The following is a 12,622-nucleotide window of genomic DNA, read 5'->3' as shown; positions in this document are numbered from 1 at the left end:
CTGCGACCGGAAAGGTTCACCGGCTCGCGACGCCCGGCACGGCACTAGACGGCGGAGGCGGCCGTCGTCGCGCGCGTGGTGGCGGCGATCGTCGCCGAGCCGACCACGCGCGTGCCGTCGTACAGCACGATCGCCTGGCCGGGGGCGACGCCGCGGACCGGCTCGGTGAAGGCGACCCGCAGCTCCCCGCCGGCCAGTTCCGCGCGCACCTCGCTCTCGCCGCCGTGGGCGCGCAGCTGGGCGGTGTAGGTGCCGGGGCCGGCCGGGGCGGCGCCACACCAGCGCGGCCTCACCGCGGTGAGGGCGACGACGTCGAGGGCGGCGGCGGGGCCGACCGTCACGGTGTTGGTCACCGGCGAGATGTCGAGGACGTAGCGCGGCTTGCCGTCGGGCGCCGGGGTGCCGATCCTGAGCCCCTTGCGCTGGCCGACGGTGAAGCCGTAGGCGCCCTCGTGCGTGCCCAGCGTGGTGCCGGACTCGTCGACGATGTCGCCCGGCGCGCGGCCCAGGCGCCGGGCGAGGAAGCCCTGGGTGTCGCCGTCGGCGATGAAGCAGATGTCGTGCGAGTCGGGCTTCTTGGCGACGGCCAGGCCCCGGCGCTCCGCCTCCGCGCGGATCTCCTCCTTGGTGGTGACCGTGTCGCCGAGCGGGAACATCGCGTGGGCGAGCTGGCGGTCGTCCAGGACGCCGAGGACGTAGGACTGGTCCTTGGCCATGTCGGAGGCGCGGTGCAGTTCCCGGGTGCCGTCCTCGCGCACGATCACCTGGGCGTAGTGACCGGTGCAGACGGCGTCGAAGCCGAGGGCCAGCGCCTTGTCGAGGAGCGCGGCGAACTTGATCTTCTCGTTGCAGCGCAGGCACGGATTGGGGGTGCGGCCCGCCTCGTACTCGGCGACGAAGTCCTCGACGACGTCCTCGCGGAAGCGGTCGGCGAGGTCCCAGACGTAGAAGGGGATGCCGATGACGTCGGCGGCGCGGCGGGCGTCGCGGGAGTCCTCGATGGTGCAGCAGCCCCGCGCCCCGGTGCGGAACGACTGCGGGTTCGCGGACAGCGCGAGGTGGACGCCGGTCACGTCGTGGCCCGCCTCGGCCGCGCGGGCGGCGGCGACGGCGGAGTCCACGCCGCCCGACATGGCGGCGAGGACGCGGAGGGGGCGGGTGCGCGGGGTGTCAGTCATAACCCTTCCAGGGTACGGGGCGCGGGAACCGGGGCGGCCGGACATCCGTTGACGCCAGGAGGGGACGGGAAGCGAGCGGACAGGCGGGGGGGTGGCCATGGGCGACGGGGACGAGCGGCTGGGGCGGCGGGCGCTGCTCGTCGGCGGGGCGGCCGCCGCGGTGGGCTCGGCGGTGCTGGCGCGGGACGAGCTGTCCCGGCTGTGGTGGCGGCTGCCGGGGGTGGAGAAGGACCGGGTGGCGGGGGCCGTGGACTTCCGCGGCGCGCGCTGGGTGCCCGCGTCCCCGGCGAACTACCGGCGCGCGGACCGGCCGGAGGACTACGCCGTCGACCGGGTCGTCGTCCATGTCACCCAGGGCGGCTACCGCAGCGCGGTGCGGGTCTTCCAGGACCCGGCGCACCGGGCGGCGGCGCACTACATCGTGCGCCGGGACGGGCGGGTCACCCAGCTGATCCGCGAGCTGGACGTGGCCTTCCACGCCGGCAACCGGGAGTACAACGAGCGCAGTGTCGGCATCGAGCACGAGGGGTTCGTGGAGGACCCCTCCTCCTTCACGGACGCGATGTACACGGCGTCGTCCCGGCTGACGGCCGCGATATGCCGGCGCTACGGCATGCCCGCCGACCGGGAGCACGTCATCGGGCACGTGGAGGTGCCGGGCACGGACCACACGGACCCGGGGCGCCACTGGGACTGGGACCGGTACCTGCGGCTGGTGCGGACGGCCTGAGTCCGGCCCGGCGGCGCGGAACCGGCCGCTTACGTCAGCCCCGCCGCCCGGGCCCGCTCCACCGCCGGGCCGATCGCCTCGGCGACCGCTTCGACGTCCGCCCGGGTCGAGGTGTGGCCGAGGGAGAAGCGCAGGGTGCCGCGGGCCAGGTCGGGATCGGTGCCGGTGGCCAGCAGGACGTGGCTGGGCTGGGCGACGCCCGCGGTGCAGGCGGAGCCGGTGGAGCACTCGATGCCCTGGGCGTCGAGCAGGAGCAGCAGCGAGTCGCCCTCGCAGCCGGGGAAGGAGAAGTGGGCGTTGGCGGGCAGCCGGTCCACCGGGTCGCCGCCGAGGACGGCGTCGGGGACGGCGGCGCGGACGGCGTCGATCAGGGCGTCGCGCAGCGCGCCGACCTCGCGGGCGAACCACTCGCGCCGCTCGGCGGCCAGCCGGCCGGCCACCGCGAAGGAGGCGACGGCCGGGACGTCGAGGGTGCCGGAGCGCACGTGCCGCTCCTGCCCGCCGCCGTGCAGCACGGGCACGGGGGTGTACTCGCGGCCGAGCAGCAGGGCGCCGATGCCGTAGGGCCCGCCGATCTTGTGCCCCGAGACGGTCATCGCGGCGAGACCGGACGCGGCGAAGTCGACGGGGACCTGGCCGAAGGCCTGCACCGCGTCGGCGTGCAGCGGGACGCCGAACTCGTTCGCCACGTCGGCGAGTTCGCGCACCGGCTGGACGGTGCCGATCTCGTTGTTGGCCCACATCACGGTGGCCAGGGCCACGTCGCCGGGGTTGCGGGCGACGGCCTCGCGCAGCGCCTCGGGGTGGACCCGGCCGTACGGGTCGACGGGGAGGTACTCGACGGTGGCGCCCTCGTGCTCGCCGAGCCAGTGGACGGCGTCCAGGACGGCGTGGTGCTCGACGGGGCTGGCGAGGACGCGGGTGCGGGCGGGGTCCGCGGCGCGGCGGGCCCAGTACAGGCCCTTGACGGCGAGGTTGTCGGCCTCGGTGCCGCCGGAGGTGAGGACCACCTCGCTGGGGCGGGCGCCCAGTGCGTCCGCGAGGGTCTCGCGGGATTCCTCGACCGTGCGGCGGGCCCGGCGGCCGGAGGCGTGCAGGGAGGACGCGTTGCCGGTGACGCTCAGGCGGGCGGTCAGCGCCTGCGCCGCCTCGGGGAGCATCGGGGTCGTCGCGGCGTGGTCGAGGTAGGCCATGGTGAGCCCGATTCTACGGGGCCGCCCGCGGCGGTGGTCGCGGCTCGTCCCCGGCCGCTTCCCACCCTCCTCCCCGGCCGGGCCGGGGGCGGCTAGAAGCTCCAGGACACCGTGTGGTCGGCCTGCATGAAGGCCACCAGGACCAGCAGGTCGGCGACGCCGAGGGTGAGGCCGAGCAGGGCGCGGCCGCGGCGGGCGGTGCCGCGCCAGACGGCCGCGCCGGCCAGGGCGATGGCGATCGGGCCGAGGAAGACGTTGAGCACGAGCAGGCCGAGCAGGCCGAGGATGAAGGACGCGACGGCCATGCCGTCGGCGTCGCGGGGCGCGGTCCGGGCGGGGGTCGCGGGTGCGGTGAGGTGCAGCATGGGTCAGCTCCTGACGGATCGGACGGGACGGTCAGAGCGCGGACGGGCCGCGGCGGCGGGCGTGGCGCTCGCGCAGCGCGAAGATGCCGAGCCAGCCGGCGATGACGGCGGCGGCGACGACGGTGAAGGTCAGCGGTGCGTGGGCCACGGTGCCCAGCACCACGCCGAGCAGGAGCAGAGCGGCGACGAGGAACAGCATGGGATGAGATCCCCCTCCGAGATGCCTCGTGTGGATGCCTTGCGGGTTGCTGTGCGCGATGTCGTGCGTGACATCTGGGTGAACGACTGTAGTAACAGTTGTTCACTGACTTTCGAGTCTAGCGTGTTCCCCGGCTTCCCAATTCCAGAGAACAGTTGTTAACTGGATGACATGAGTCACACCCTCGGCATCCGGCAGGCCCAGAAGCAGAAGACCCGGCAGGCGTTCCTGGACGCGGCGCTGGTCCTGCTGGAGGAGCAGAGCCTGAGCAGTCTGGGGCTGCGCGAGGTCACCCGGGCCGTCGGCGTCGCCCCCACCGCCTTCTACCGGCACTTCCGCTCCACCGCCGACCTTGGCGTGGCCCTGGTCGACGAGGCGCTGGGCAGCCTGCACGCGATGGTGCGCACGACGGTGTCCACGGCCGGGGACAGCGAGGAACGCATCACGCGTGCCACCGAGCTGATCGCCCGTCACGTGGGGGCCTTCCCGGCGCACGTCCGCTTCGTCGCCCGGGAACGGCACGGCGGGGTGCAGCCCGTGCGCGAGGCCATCCAGGCCCAACTGGCGCGTTTCGCCGAGGAGGTGAAGGCCGAGCTGGCCAAGGACCCGCAGGCGGCGGGCTGGAGCGAGGACGACCTGCTGATGCTGGCCCACCTCTACGTCGACCAGATGCTGATCACCGCCTCTCTCTTCCTGGAGGGCCTGGACGCACCGGAGGAGGAGCGGGAGCGGGTCACCCGGCGCGCGACCCGGCAGCTGCGCCTGATCAGCATCGGACGCCGGCACTGGCTGGACTGAACGGCCGACCGGCCGCGGGCGCCGTCCCGCCGGACGACACAGCGCGGCCCGGGCCCGCACGGGCCCGGGCCGCGCCGCATCGCTCGCGGAGGGGAACGCCTCAGCCGAGCTTGGCCCGGGCCAGCTGCCGGGACTGCGCGACCAGACGGTCCTCGCTGTCCCAGACCTCGGCGTCCTCCTCGAGGAAACCGCCGGCCAGGTTGCGGGTGGTGATCGACACGCGCAGCGGGCCGGGGGCCGGGCGCCGGCGGACGTGGACCGTCAGCTCCACCGTCGGGACCCAGCCCGACAGGCCGATCTCGAACGCCGTGGGCGGCAGGGCGTCCACCGCGAGCAGCAGGGAGAGCGGGTCGGCGTCGCGGCCGTCGGCGAGCCCGAACCAGGCGCGCATCTCGCCCTTGCCGGAGGGCGCGCCCAGCGCCCAGCCCAGGGTGGCCGGGTCCAGCTTGAGCATCAGGCGGTCGGCGATGGCGGAGCCGCCGGAGACCGGCGCGGGCGCGTCCTGGGGGCCGAAGCACTGCTCCAGGGGCGGCAGCTCGGGGGGCGTGGCGGTCGTGCGGACGTCGTCGGGGAGGGCGTCGAGGTCGCCGTAGGAGGCGAGGACGCGGATGCGTTCCACCTCGTTGCCGTCGTCGTCGTACTGCACGAGCGAGGCCTGCCCGGTGGACAGGGTGCGGCCGGTGCGGACCGTCTCGGTGCGGATCACCGCGGGGCCCGGGCGGGACGCCGTCAGGTAGTGGGCGGAGATGGTGAAGGGGTCGGGATGCGGGAGGGTGTCCGCGAGCGCGCGGCCGAGGACGGCCAGCAGGTAGCCGCCGTTGACGGCACCCAGGATCGTCCAGCCGGCCGAGAGGCCGACGTCGTAGACACCGGGCTCGCGCCGGCTGACCGCCGTGTCACGGTCGAACTCGCTGTCACCGGTCACCGCCCGCGACGGGGAGGGTGCGGAAGCTGCTTCTGGCATGGGTGAACGCTACAACAGACAACTACTAAGCGGTAGCTTTGCCCGCTGCCCCCCGCCCGCCGTCCCGCCTGCCGGGTGACGTTGTGGCAATTTCTCGGTAAGCCTCCGGACACGTCGGCATGTCCGGTCGCCGGATCTCCCCCTATGGAGGACATGAGCCTCACCGGGACTCCGTTCCTCTGCACGGCCGTGGTGCTGACCGTCGTCGCCCTGCTGCTGCCGCTCGCCCTGTGGTCGAGGGTGCGGGGGCCGCGGCCCGCGCGGGCCGCCGCGCGGACGCTGCTGCTGCTCTTCGCCCAGTTCACCGCCGTCACCCTGGTGTTCGTGCTGGTCAACAACGAGAACGACCTGTACGACAGCTGGGCGGACCTGCTCGGCACCGGCGACCACGTCCAGCGCGCCGCCGACCTCGGCCGGGACGGCACCGGCGGCATCGCGGTGCAGCGGCTGCCCCGGCTGCGGACACGGTTCCGGACCGCCGAGGGAGCCTCCATGCGCGCGGCCGGCGGGGTCCGCGTCACCCGGCTCGCGGGCCGGGTCTCCGGCGTCGACGCCGAGGTCTACGTCTGGCTGCCGCCGCAGTACGACGAGCCGGCCTACCGGCACCACAGGTTCCCGGTGGTGGAGCTGCTGCCCGGCCACCCCGGCTCGGCGAAGGCCTGGTTCACCTCGCTGCGGGTGCACCAGCAGCTGCTGCCGCTGATGCGGGCCGGCCGGGTGGCGCCCTTCGTGCTGGTCGCGCCGCGCACCGACCTGCTGGCCGGGGTGGACACCGGCTGCGCCAACATCCCCGGCACGGTGAACGCCGACAGCTGGCTCAGCGTCGACGTGCCGAGGATGGTCGGGGACAGCTTCCGCACCCAGCCGGCGCCCGCGGGCTGGGCGGTGGCCGGGTACTCGGCGGGCGCGCACTGCGCGGTCAAGCTGGCCGTGGCGCACCCCGGCCGCTACCGGGCCGCGGCCGGCCTCTCCGGCTACAACGACCCGATCGCGGAGCGCAACTCGCTGGCCGCGCAGAGCCCCGCCCTGCGCGCGGCGAACAACCCCTACCTGCTGCTGAAGCGGGCGCCCGAGCCGCCCCGGATCGCGCTGTACCTGTCCGGGGAGTCCGGCGACGGCTACCAGGCGGGCCTGGCGCTGGCCTCCCTCGCCAAGGCGCCGACGACCGTGCACGTGGAGTTCCTGCCGCGCGGCGCGGGCGGGCACAGCATGGCGCTGTGGCGGCCGCAGCTGCCCGCGGTGTTCCGCTGGCTGACCCTGCTGACGGGCCAGAACCGCCCCGCGGGCCAGGACCGCAGCGCTACTCCTCCGTCACGGTCGAGCGCCGGTTCCAGGCACGCGGCGCTCGCCAGTGGAAGCGCATCGCGAGGAGCCGCAGGACGAAGGCGGTGACGACGGCGAGCCCGCCGGTGTACGGGGTCAGGGCGCCGTAGCGGATGCACAGCGCGACCATGACGGCGCCCACCATCGCCGGGACGGCGTAGAGGTCGCGGTCCCAGCGCAGCAGCGACGGCACCTCGTTGGCGAGCACGTCCCGCAGCACGCCGCCGCCGACCGCGGTGACCAGGCCGAGCGCGGCCGACGCGGTCAGCCCGAGGCCGTAGGCGTACGCCTTGGTGGTGCCGCTGACGCAGAACAGGCCCAGGCCCGCCGCGTCGAAGACGTTCACCCCGGTCTGGATGCGTTCGACGTGCGGGTGCAGGAAGAACACCAGGAGGGCGGCGAACAGCGGGGTGATGAAGTAGCCGAGGTCGGTGAAGGCGGCCGGGGGCACGGCGCCGATCACCAGGTCCCGGAACAGCCCTCCGCCCAGCGCGGTGGCCTCGGCGAGCACGGCGATGCCGAACACGTCGAAGTTCTTGCGGACGGCCAGCAGCGCGCCGGAGATCGCGAAGACGAAGATGCCGATGACATCGAGCGTGTGCTGGACGGAGGGACTGAAGAGTTGCTGGAGCTGCACCCCTACATTCTTACCTGTCGGGACGCATCCGCCTTACAAACCCAGGCTCACAGGGCCGGTTTCCCTGGCGTGAGCAGCCAGGAGTCGAAGAGGTCGCCGAGCTGCCGCCCGCTGATCCGCTCGGCGAGCCGTACGAAGTCGGCGGTGGTGGCGTTGCCGTAGCGGTGGCGGGCCGTCCAGGCGGGCAGCAGCCGGAAGAACGCGTCGTCCCCGATGCGCTCGCGCAGCACCTGGAGGGTCATCGCGCCGCGCTGGTAGACGGGAGAGGCGAACATGGTGTCGCGCTGCGGGTCGGCCACCTTCAGCTGCCAGAACGCGGAGTCGGCGGGGCGGGCGTCGTAGGCGGCCCGGAGGGAGTCGTGGGCGGTGCGGGTGCCCTGGTGCTCGGCCCACAGCCACTGGGCGTAGGTGGCGAAGCCCTCGTTGAGCCAGGTGTCCCGCCACCGGGCCACGCTCACGGAGTCGCCGAACCACTGGTGGGCCAGCTCGTGCACGATCGTGGTCTCGTTGCGCACGGCCGAGTAGGCGGGCTTGCTCTGCACCTCCAGGGAGAACCCGGCCTGCGGCATGTCGTCGACGATCGCGCCGGTCTCCTCGAACGGGTAGGGCCCGAAGACGCGCGACCAGTAGTCGGTGACGGCGGCGGTGACGGCGTACACGTCGACGCCGTTGCTGTTCTCCAGCACCGGGTCGATGGCGACGTAGACCGGGGTGCCGCCGGGGGTGCGGCCGGTGTGCACGTCGAACTTCCCGATGGTGGCGGTCGCCAGGTAGGTGGCCATGGGCCGGGACTCGCGCCAGTGGGTGTACGTCGAGCCGCCGCGGTGGCGGGTGGAGACGAGCCGGCCGTTGGAGACGGCGGTCAGACCCTCGGGCGCCTTGATCCGGATGTCGTAGGTCGCCTTGTCGGAGGGGTGGTCGCTGGAGGGGAACCAGGTGGAGGCCGCGTTGGGCTCGCAGGCGACGAAGACGCCGTCGTCGGTCTTCATCCAGCCGTAGTCGGAGCCGAAGATGATGGGCCCGTTGAGCGGGACGGGCACCCCACCGTAGGTGACGGTGACGGTGAAGGTGCGGCCCTTCGCCAGCCGGTCGCGCGGAGTGATGCGCAGTTCGTCCCCGTCCCGGGTGAACGCGGCGCGTGTGCCGTTCACCTCGACCCGGGTGACCACCAGCCGCTGCAGGTCCAGGTCGAAGGAGGACAGCCGCTGGGTGGCGCGCGCGGTCAGGGTCGTACGGCCGTCCAGGCGGCCGGTGCCGGGATCGTAGGCGACGCCGAGGTCGTAGTGGCGGGCGTCGAAGCCGCCGTTGCCGAGCCCGGGGAAGTAGGGGTCGCCGATGCCTGGTGCGCCGGGGGTGGGGGCGGAGGAGGCGGCGACGGTCAGTAAGGAGGCCGCGGCGGTGGCCACGGCCCCCAGACGTGCCGAGCGGGAGAGTGCCATGAGTCGTCCCTTTCGAACGTGTGCCGGTCGGTGGACGGACACGGACGACTCTGCACTCTCCCGCTCGGGCATGTACATGACTTTGCCCACCTGTCATGTGCTACTTCTCGGTTGACTCCTGGGCGTCCGTCTTCGAGGCGTCCGCCTTCGGGGCGTCCGTCTTCGGGGCGTCGGCGGCGGGCTCCTCGGCCGGGGACGCGGCGGTGCCGGCCGCGCGGGCGGTCTCCTCCGCGACGGCCTCGGGCTCCTCGGCCGGGGTGTCGGCACCGGCGCCGGCACCGGTGGCGGCGTCGGTGTCGGCCGGATCGGCCACCGCGGCACCGCTGCCGGCCGCGACCGGCGCCGGTGCGGACTTGGCGCCCGGACCGGTCGTGGCGGCCGGGGCCCCGGTGGCGTCGCCGGACTCCTCGGCGGTGGCCGGGACGGCCGGTGCCTCGGCGTCCGTGCCGTCCGCGGTCTCCCGCTCGGCGGTGGCCGGCGTCGCGTCCGCGGCGCCGGCGGTCTCCGCGGCCAGCGCCGCCGAGGTCTCCGCCGACTCCTCCAGCACCGCGTCCGGGACCAGCTCGACGGCCTGCTTGGCCACCGAGAGCAGGACGGTGTCCTGCGGAGCCTGGTCGGCGAAGTTCTCCGGGTGGTGGCAGGCGACCCGCTGGCCGGGCTTCAGCTCGACGAGCTGCGGCTCGGTGGTCGTGCAGATCTGCGTCGCCTTCCAGCAGCGGGTGTGGAACCGGCAGCCGCTCGGCGGGGCGATCGGGGACGGCACGTCACCGCGCAGCAGGATGCGCTCGCTCCTGGTGTCCCGGCGCCCGGTGTCCGGCACCGGGACCGCCGACATCAGCGCCTTGGTGTACGGGTGCATCGGCGCCTCGTACAGCGAGGTGCGGTCGGCGAGTTCGACGATCTTGCCGAGGTACATCACCGCGATGCGGTCGGAGACGTGACGCACCACCGAGAGGTCGTGCGCGATGATCACGTAGGTGAGGCCCAGCTCCTCCTGGAGGTCGTCCATCAGGTTCACGACCTGGGCCTGGATCGACACGTCCAGCGCGGAGACCGGCTCGTCGGCGACGACCAGCTTGGGCTTCAGGGCGAGCGCGCGGGCGATGCCGATGCGCTGGCGCTGGCCGCCGGAGAACTCGTGCGGGTAGCGGTTGTAGTGCTCGGGGCTGAGGCCCACCAGCTCCAGCAGCCGCTGCACCTCCTTCTTCACCCCGCCCTCGGGCTGCACGCCCTGGAGCCGGAAGGGCGCCGAGACGATCGAGCCGATGGTGTGCCGCGGGTTCAGGGAGCCGTACGGGTCCTGGAAGATCATCTGGATGTCGCGGCGCAGCGGGCGCATCTGGCCGCTCTTCAGCCGCGTGATGTCCTGGCCCTCGAAGTGGATCGAGCCGCCGGTCGGGTCCTGGAGCCGGGTGATGACCCGGCCCATGGTGGACTTGCCGCAGCCCGACTCGCCGACCACGCCCAGGGTCTCGCCCTTGCGCACCTCGAAGTCGATGCCGTCGACGGCCTTCACCGCGCCGACCTGGCGCTGGAGGATGCCCTTCTTGATCGGGAAGTGCTTCTTCAGGCCCTCGACCTTCAGCAGCACCTCGCGCTCGGCCGGGCCGTCCGCGGGAGCCTGCGCCTGCTGCGGGATCACGGCCGCGTCCGTCTTCTTGGTCTCACTCACAGCTTCGGCGCAATCTCTTCGGTCCAGATCCGCGTGCGGTCCTCGGCCGAGAGGTGGCAGGCGGACCAGTGGCCGCCCTCCACCAGCTCCAGCTCGGGGCGCACCGTGCGGGTGACGTTCCCCTTGGGGAGGTCCGCGTACGGGCAGCGCGGGTGGAAGGCGCAGCCCGAGGGGACGTTGATGAGGCTCGGCGGCTGGCCCTTGACGGGGATGAGCCGCTCGGAGGTCTCACGGTCGATGCGGGGCATCGAGCCGAGCAGGCCCCAGGTGTAGGGGTGCTGCGGCTGCTCGAAGATCTCGTGCGCCGGGCCGCGCTCCACGCACCGGCCGCCGTACATCACCAGGACGTCGTCGGCGATCTCGGCGACCACACCGAGGTCGTGGGTGATCATGACGACCGCGGAGCCGAACTCCTTCTGCAGGTCCCGGATGAGGTCGAGGATCTGCGCCTGCACGGTGACGTCGAGCGCGGTGGTCGGCTCGTCCGCGATGAGCAGTTCGGGGTTGTTGACCAGCGCCATGGCGATCATGGCGCGCTGGCGCATACCGCCGGAGAACTCGTGCGGGTAGCCGTCGACGCGCTTGGCCGGCTCGGGGATGCCGACCCGGTCGAGCATCTCGATCGCGCGCTTGCGGGCGACCTTCTTGCTGACGGAGTGGTGCACCCGGTACGCCTCGACGATCTGGTCGCCGATCTTGTAGTACGGGTGCATCGCGGACAGCGGGTCCTGGAAGATCATCGCCATCTCGCGGCCGCGGAGCTTGCGCACCGCGTCCGGGGAGGCGCCGACCAGTTCCTGGCCGCCCAGCCAGATCTCGCCGGACATCCGCACGTTCTTGCCGCGGGCGCCGAGCCGGTGCAGGCCCATGATGGCCAGCGAGGTGACCGACTTGCCGGAGCCGGACTCGCCGACGATGGCGAGGGTCTTGCCCTTCTCCAGCGAGAAGCTGAGCCCGTCGACGGACTTGACGATGCCGTCGTCGGTCGGGAAGTGCACCTTGAGGTCGCGGACCTCGAGGAAGGCCTCGGGCGCCGGGCCGGCGGAGGTGGGCTCCCCCACGGCGGCACCGGTCTTGGAGAGTTCGGTCACGAGAGCCTCACCCGCGGGTCGGCGGCGGCGTAGAGCACGTCCACCACGAGATTTGCGAAGACGACGAAGAAGGCGGCGAGCAGCGTCACGCCCAGGATCTTGGGCAGGTCGTTGTCGGTGATGCCCTGTACCGCGTACTGGCCGATGCCGGGCAGCGAGAACACCGACTCGGTGATCACCGCGCCGCCGAGCAGCAGACCGATGTCCATGCCGAAGACCGTGATGATCGGGGTGAGGGCGGCCCGCAGTCCGTGCCGGGTGATGACGGTGCGCTCCCGCAGGCCCTTGGCGCGGGCCGTGCGGATGAAGTCCTCGTTCATCGTCTCCAGCATGCCCGAGCGGGTGAGCCGGGCGTAGATGGCGGAGTACAGCAGCGCCAGTGAACACCACGCCGGGATGAGGGTGTTGGCCCACTGCGAGGGGTTCTCGGTGAACGGGACGTAGTCGCTGCCGAAGATCGGCCACTGGTGCTCGAAGAGCAGGATGGCCAGGTTGCCCGTGAAGAACATGGGCAGCGAGACGCCGGTGAGCGCGATGCCCATGAAGGCGCGGTCGTAGACCGAGCGCGGCCTGAGCGCGGAGATGACACCGGCCACCACGCCGGAGACCAGCCACAGCACGGCGGCGCCCGCGGCGAGCGACAGGGTGATCGGCAGGCGGGAGGTCAGCTCCGGCCACACCGCCTGGTGGTTCTTGAAGGAGTAACCGAAGCAGGGTGCGTCGCAGTGCACCGTGGTGGGGCCGAGGTCATAGGTGGCGCCGGCCACGATCCCCTTGATGAAGTGCCAGTACTGGACGTAGACAGGCTGGTCCAGACCGAGGTTGTGCTTGACAGCGACGATGTCCGCCTTCGACGGACTCTTGCCGATGTACTGCTGCGCCAGCTGGTCCGCTGTCTGGCCGGCGAGCCGCGGCAGCAGGAAGAAGATGGCGAAGGTGACCGCGGAGACGACCAGCAGCAGGATCACTGCCGCGAACGTCCGGCGGAGGATGTACGAGATCACGGGGACCGGCGCTGGTGCCCGCGGGCCGC

General features: G+C 72.9%; 13 protein-coding genes. 3 read left to right on the top strand and 10 right to left on the bottom strand.

The genetic code is table 11. The features are described 5' to 3' along the window. Nucleotides 1-44: 44 nt before the first annotated feature. Nucleotides 45-1,178 carry a tRNA 2-thiouridine(34) synthase MnmA gene (gene mnmA, locus ACZ6CZ_RS33005; protein WP_469028664.1) on the bottom strand — a complete coding sequence of 378 codons (1,134 nt, stop codon included), beginning with the start codon at nt 1,176-1,178 and terminating at the stop codon, nt 45-47. 97 nt (nt 1,179-1,275) lie between these two features. On the opposite strand from mnmA, the gene ACZ6CZ_RS33000 reads away from it, so the two are divergent. After that, a complete protein-coding gene (locus ACZ6CZ_RS33000) occupies nt 1,276-1,908 on the top strand; it encodes an N-acetylmuramoyl-L-alanine amidase (RefSeq protein WP_469028661.1) in 633 nt (210 codons plus the stop codon). 29 nt (nt 1,909-1,937) lie between these two features. On the opposite strand, the gene ACZ6CZ_RS32995 is transcribed toward ACZ6CZ_RS33000, so the two are convergent. The 3 genes from ACZ6CZ_RS32995 to ACZ6CZ_RS32985 all read right to left on the bottom strand — a co-directional run bounded on the left by ACZ6CZ_RS32995 (nt 1,938) and on the right by ACZ6CZ_RS32985 (nt 3,665). After that, a complete protein-coding gene (locus ACZ6CZ_RS32995) occupies nt 1,938-3,101 on the bottom strand; it encodes a cysteine desulfurase family protein (protein WP_469028659.1) in 1,164 nt (387 codons plus the stop codon). 92 nt (nt 3,102-3,193) lie between these two features. Then, nucleotides 3,194-3,463, bottom strand: a complete 270-nt coding sequence (locus ACZ6CZ_RS32990; protein WP_469028723.1) for a DUF4190 domain-containing protein — start codon at nt 3,461-3,463, stop codon at nt 3,194-3,196. A 34-nt stretch (nt 3,464-3,497) separates the two neighbouring features. Then, nucleotides 3,498-3,665, bottom strand: a complete 168-nt coding sequence (locus ACZ6CZ_RS32985; RefSeq protein ID WP_469028656.1) for a hypothetical protein — start codon at nt 3,663-3,665, stop codon at nt 3,498-3,500. 171 nt (nt 3,666-3,836) lie between these two features. Between ACZ6CZ_RS32985 and ACZ6CZ_RS32980 the strand changes: the two genes are divergently transcribed. Continuing rightward, nucleotides 3,837-4,463: a TetR family transcriptional regulator gene (locus ACZ6CZ_RS32980; RefSeq protein ID WP_469028654.1), complete on the top strand. Its 627-nt coding sequence runs from the start codon at nt 3,837-3,839 to the stop codon at nt 4,461-4,463. 100 nt (nt 4,464-4,563) lie between these two features. On the opposite strand, the gene ACZ6CZ_RS32975 is transcribed toward ACZ6CZ_RS32980, so the two are convergent. Continuing rightward, a complete protein-coding gene (locus tag ACZ6CZ_RS32975) occupies nt 4,564-5,427 on the bottom strand; it encodes a thioesterase family protein (protein ID WP_469028651.1) in 864 nt (287 codons plus the stop codon). A 153-nt stretch (nt 5,428-5,580) separates the two neighbouring features. On the opposite strand from ACZ6CZ_RS32975, the gene ACZ6CZ_RS32970 reads away from it, so the two are divergent. Then, the gene (locus ACZ6CZ_RS32970; protein WP_469028649.1) at nt 5,581-6,819 is read left to right on the top strand and encodes an alpha/beta hydrolase; all 1,239 of its coding nucleotides are present in this window, start codon (nt 5,581-5,583) and stop codon (nt 6,817-6,819) included. On the opposite strand, the gene ACZ6CZ_RS32965 is transcribed toward ACZ6CZ_RS32970, so the two are convergent. The 5 genes from ACZ6CZ_RS32965 to ACZ6CZ_RS32945 form a co-directional block, all read right to left on the bottom strand. After that, nucleotides 6,728-7,387, bottom strand: a complete 660-nt coding sequence (locus ACZ6CZ_RS32965; protein ID WP_469028646.1) for a trimeric intracellular cation channel family protein — start codon at nt 7,385-7,387, stop codon at nt 6,728-6,730. The two genes, ACZ6CZ_RS32970 and ACZ6CZ_RS32965, sit on opposite strands and share 92 nt — an antisense overlap. A gap of 47 nt (nt 7,388-7,434) precedes the next feature. Further along, a complete protein-coding gene (locus ACZ6CZ_RS32960) occupies nt 7,435-8,826 on the bottom strand; it encodes a M1 family metallopeptidase (RefSeq protein ID WP_469028644.1) in 1,392 nt (463 codons plus the stop codon). A 100-nt stretch (nt 8,827-8,926) separates the two neighbouring features. Next, nucleotides 8,927-10,498 carry an ABC transporter ATP-binding protein gene (locus ACZ6CZ_RS32955; protein ID WP_469028641.1) on the bottom strand — a complete coding sequence of 524 codons (1,572 nt, stop codon included), beginning with the start codon at nt 10,496-10,498 and terminating at the stop codon, nt 8,927-8,929. Continuing rightward, nucleotides 10,495-11,589: an ABC transporter ATP-binding protein gene (locus ACZ6CZ_RS32950; protein ID WP_469028639.1), complete on the bottom strand. Its 1,095-nt coding sequence runs from the start codon at nt 11,587-11,589 to the stop codon at nt 10,495-10,497. The genes ACZ6CZ_RS32955 and ACZ6CZ_RS32950 overlap by 4 nt, the downstream gene beginning before the upstream one ends. Continuing rightward, nucleotides 11,586-12,593 (bottom strand): ABC transporter permease, encoded by a 1,008-nt coding sequence (locus tag ACZ6CZ_RS32945; RefSeq protein ID WP_469028635.1) that lies wholly within the window; start codon nt 12,591-12,593, stop codon nt 11,586-11,588. The genes ACZ6CZ_RS32950 and ACZ6CZ_RS32945 overlap by 4 nt, the downstream gene beginning before the upstream one ends. Between the last annotated feature and the right edge of the window lie 29 nt (nt 12,594-12,622).

It is taken from the genome of Streptomyces sp. NPDC041135, assembly GCF_055592085.1.
The sequence above is the reverse complement of the archived record's forward strand: the minus strand, read 5'-3'. Positions and strand labels throughout refer to the sequence as shown.

Excerpts from the sequence above, each read along its gene's own strand:
- mnmA (WP_469028664.1), bottom strand. The coding sequence starts at position 1,178 with ATGACTGACACCCCGCGCACCCGCCCCCTCCGCGTCCTCGCCGCCATG.
- ACZ6CZ_RS33000 (WP_469028661.1), top strand. The coding sequence starts at position 1,276 with ATGGGCGACGGGGACGAGCGGCTGGGGCGGCGGGCGCTGCTCGTCGGC.
- ACZ6CZ_RS32995 (WP_469028659.1), bottom strand. The coding sequence starts at position 3,101 with ATGGCCTACCTCGACCACGCCGCGACGACCCCGATGCTCCCCGAGGCG.
- ACZ6CZ_RS32985 (WP_469028656.1), bottom strand. The coding sequence starts at position 3,665 with ATGCTGTTCCTCGTCGCCGCTCTGCTCCTGCTCGGCGTGGTGCTGGGC.
- ACZ6CZ_RS32980 (WP_469028654.1), top strand. The coding sequence starts at position 3,837 with ATGAGTCACACCCTCGGCATCCGGCAGGCCCAGAAGCAGAAGACCCGG.
- ACZ6CZ_RS32975 (WP_469028651.1), bottom strand. The coding sequence starts at position 5,427 with ATGCCAGAAGCAGCTTCCGCACCCTCCCCGTCGCGGGCGGTGACCGGT.
- ACZ6CZ_RS32970 (WP_469028649.1), top strand. The coding sequence starts at position 5,581 with ATGAGCCTCACCGGGACTCCGTTCCTCTGCACGGCCGTGGTGCTGACC.
- ACZ6CZ_RS32960 (WP_469028644.1), bottom strand. The coding sequence starts at position 8,826 with ATGGCACTCTCCCGCTCGGCACGTCTGGGGGCCGTGGCCACCGCCGCG.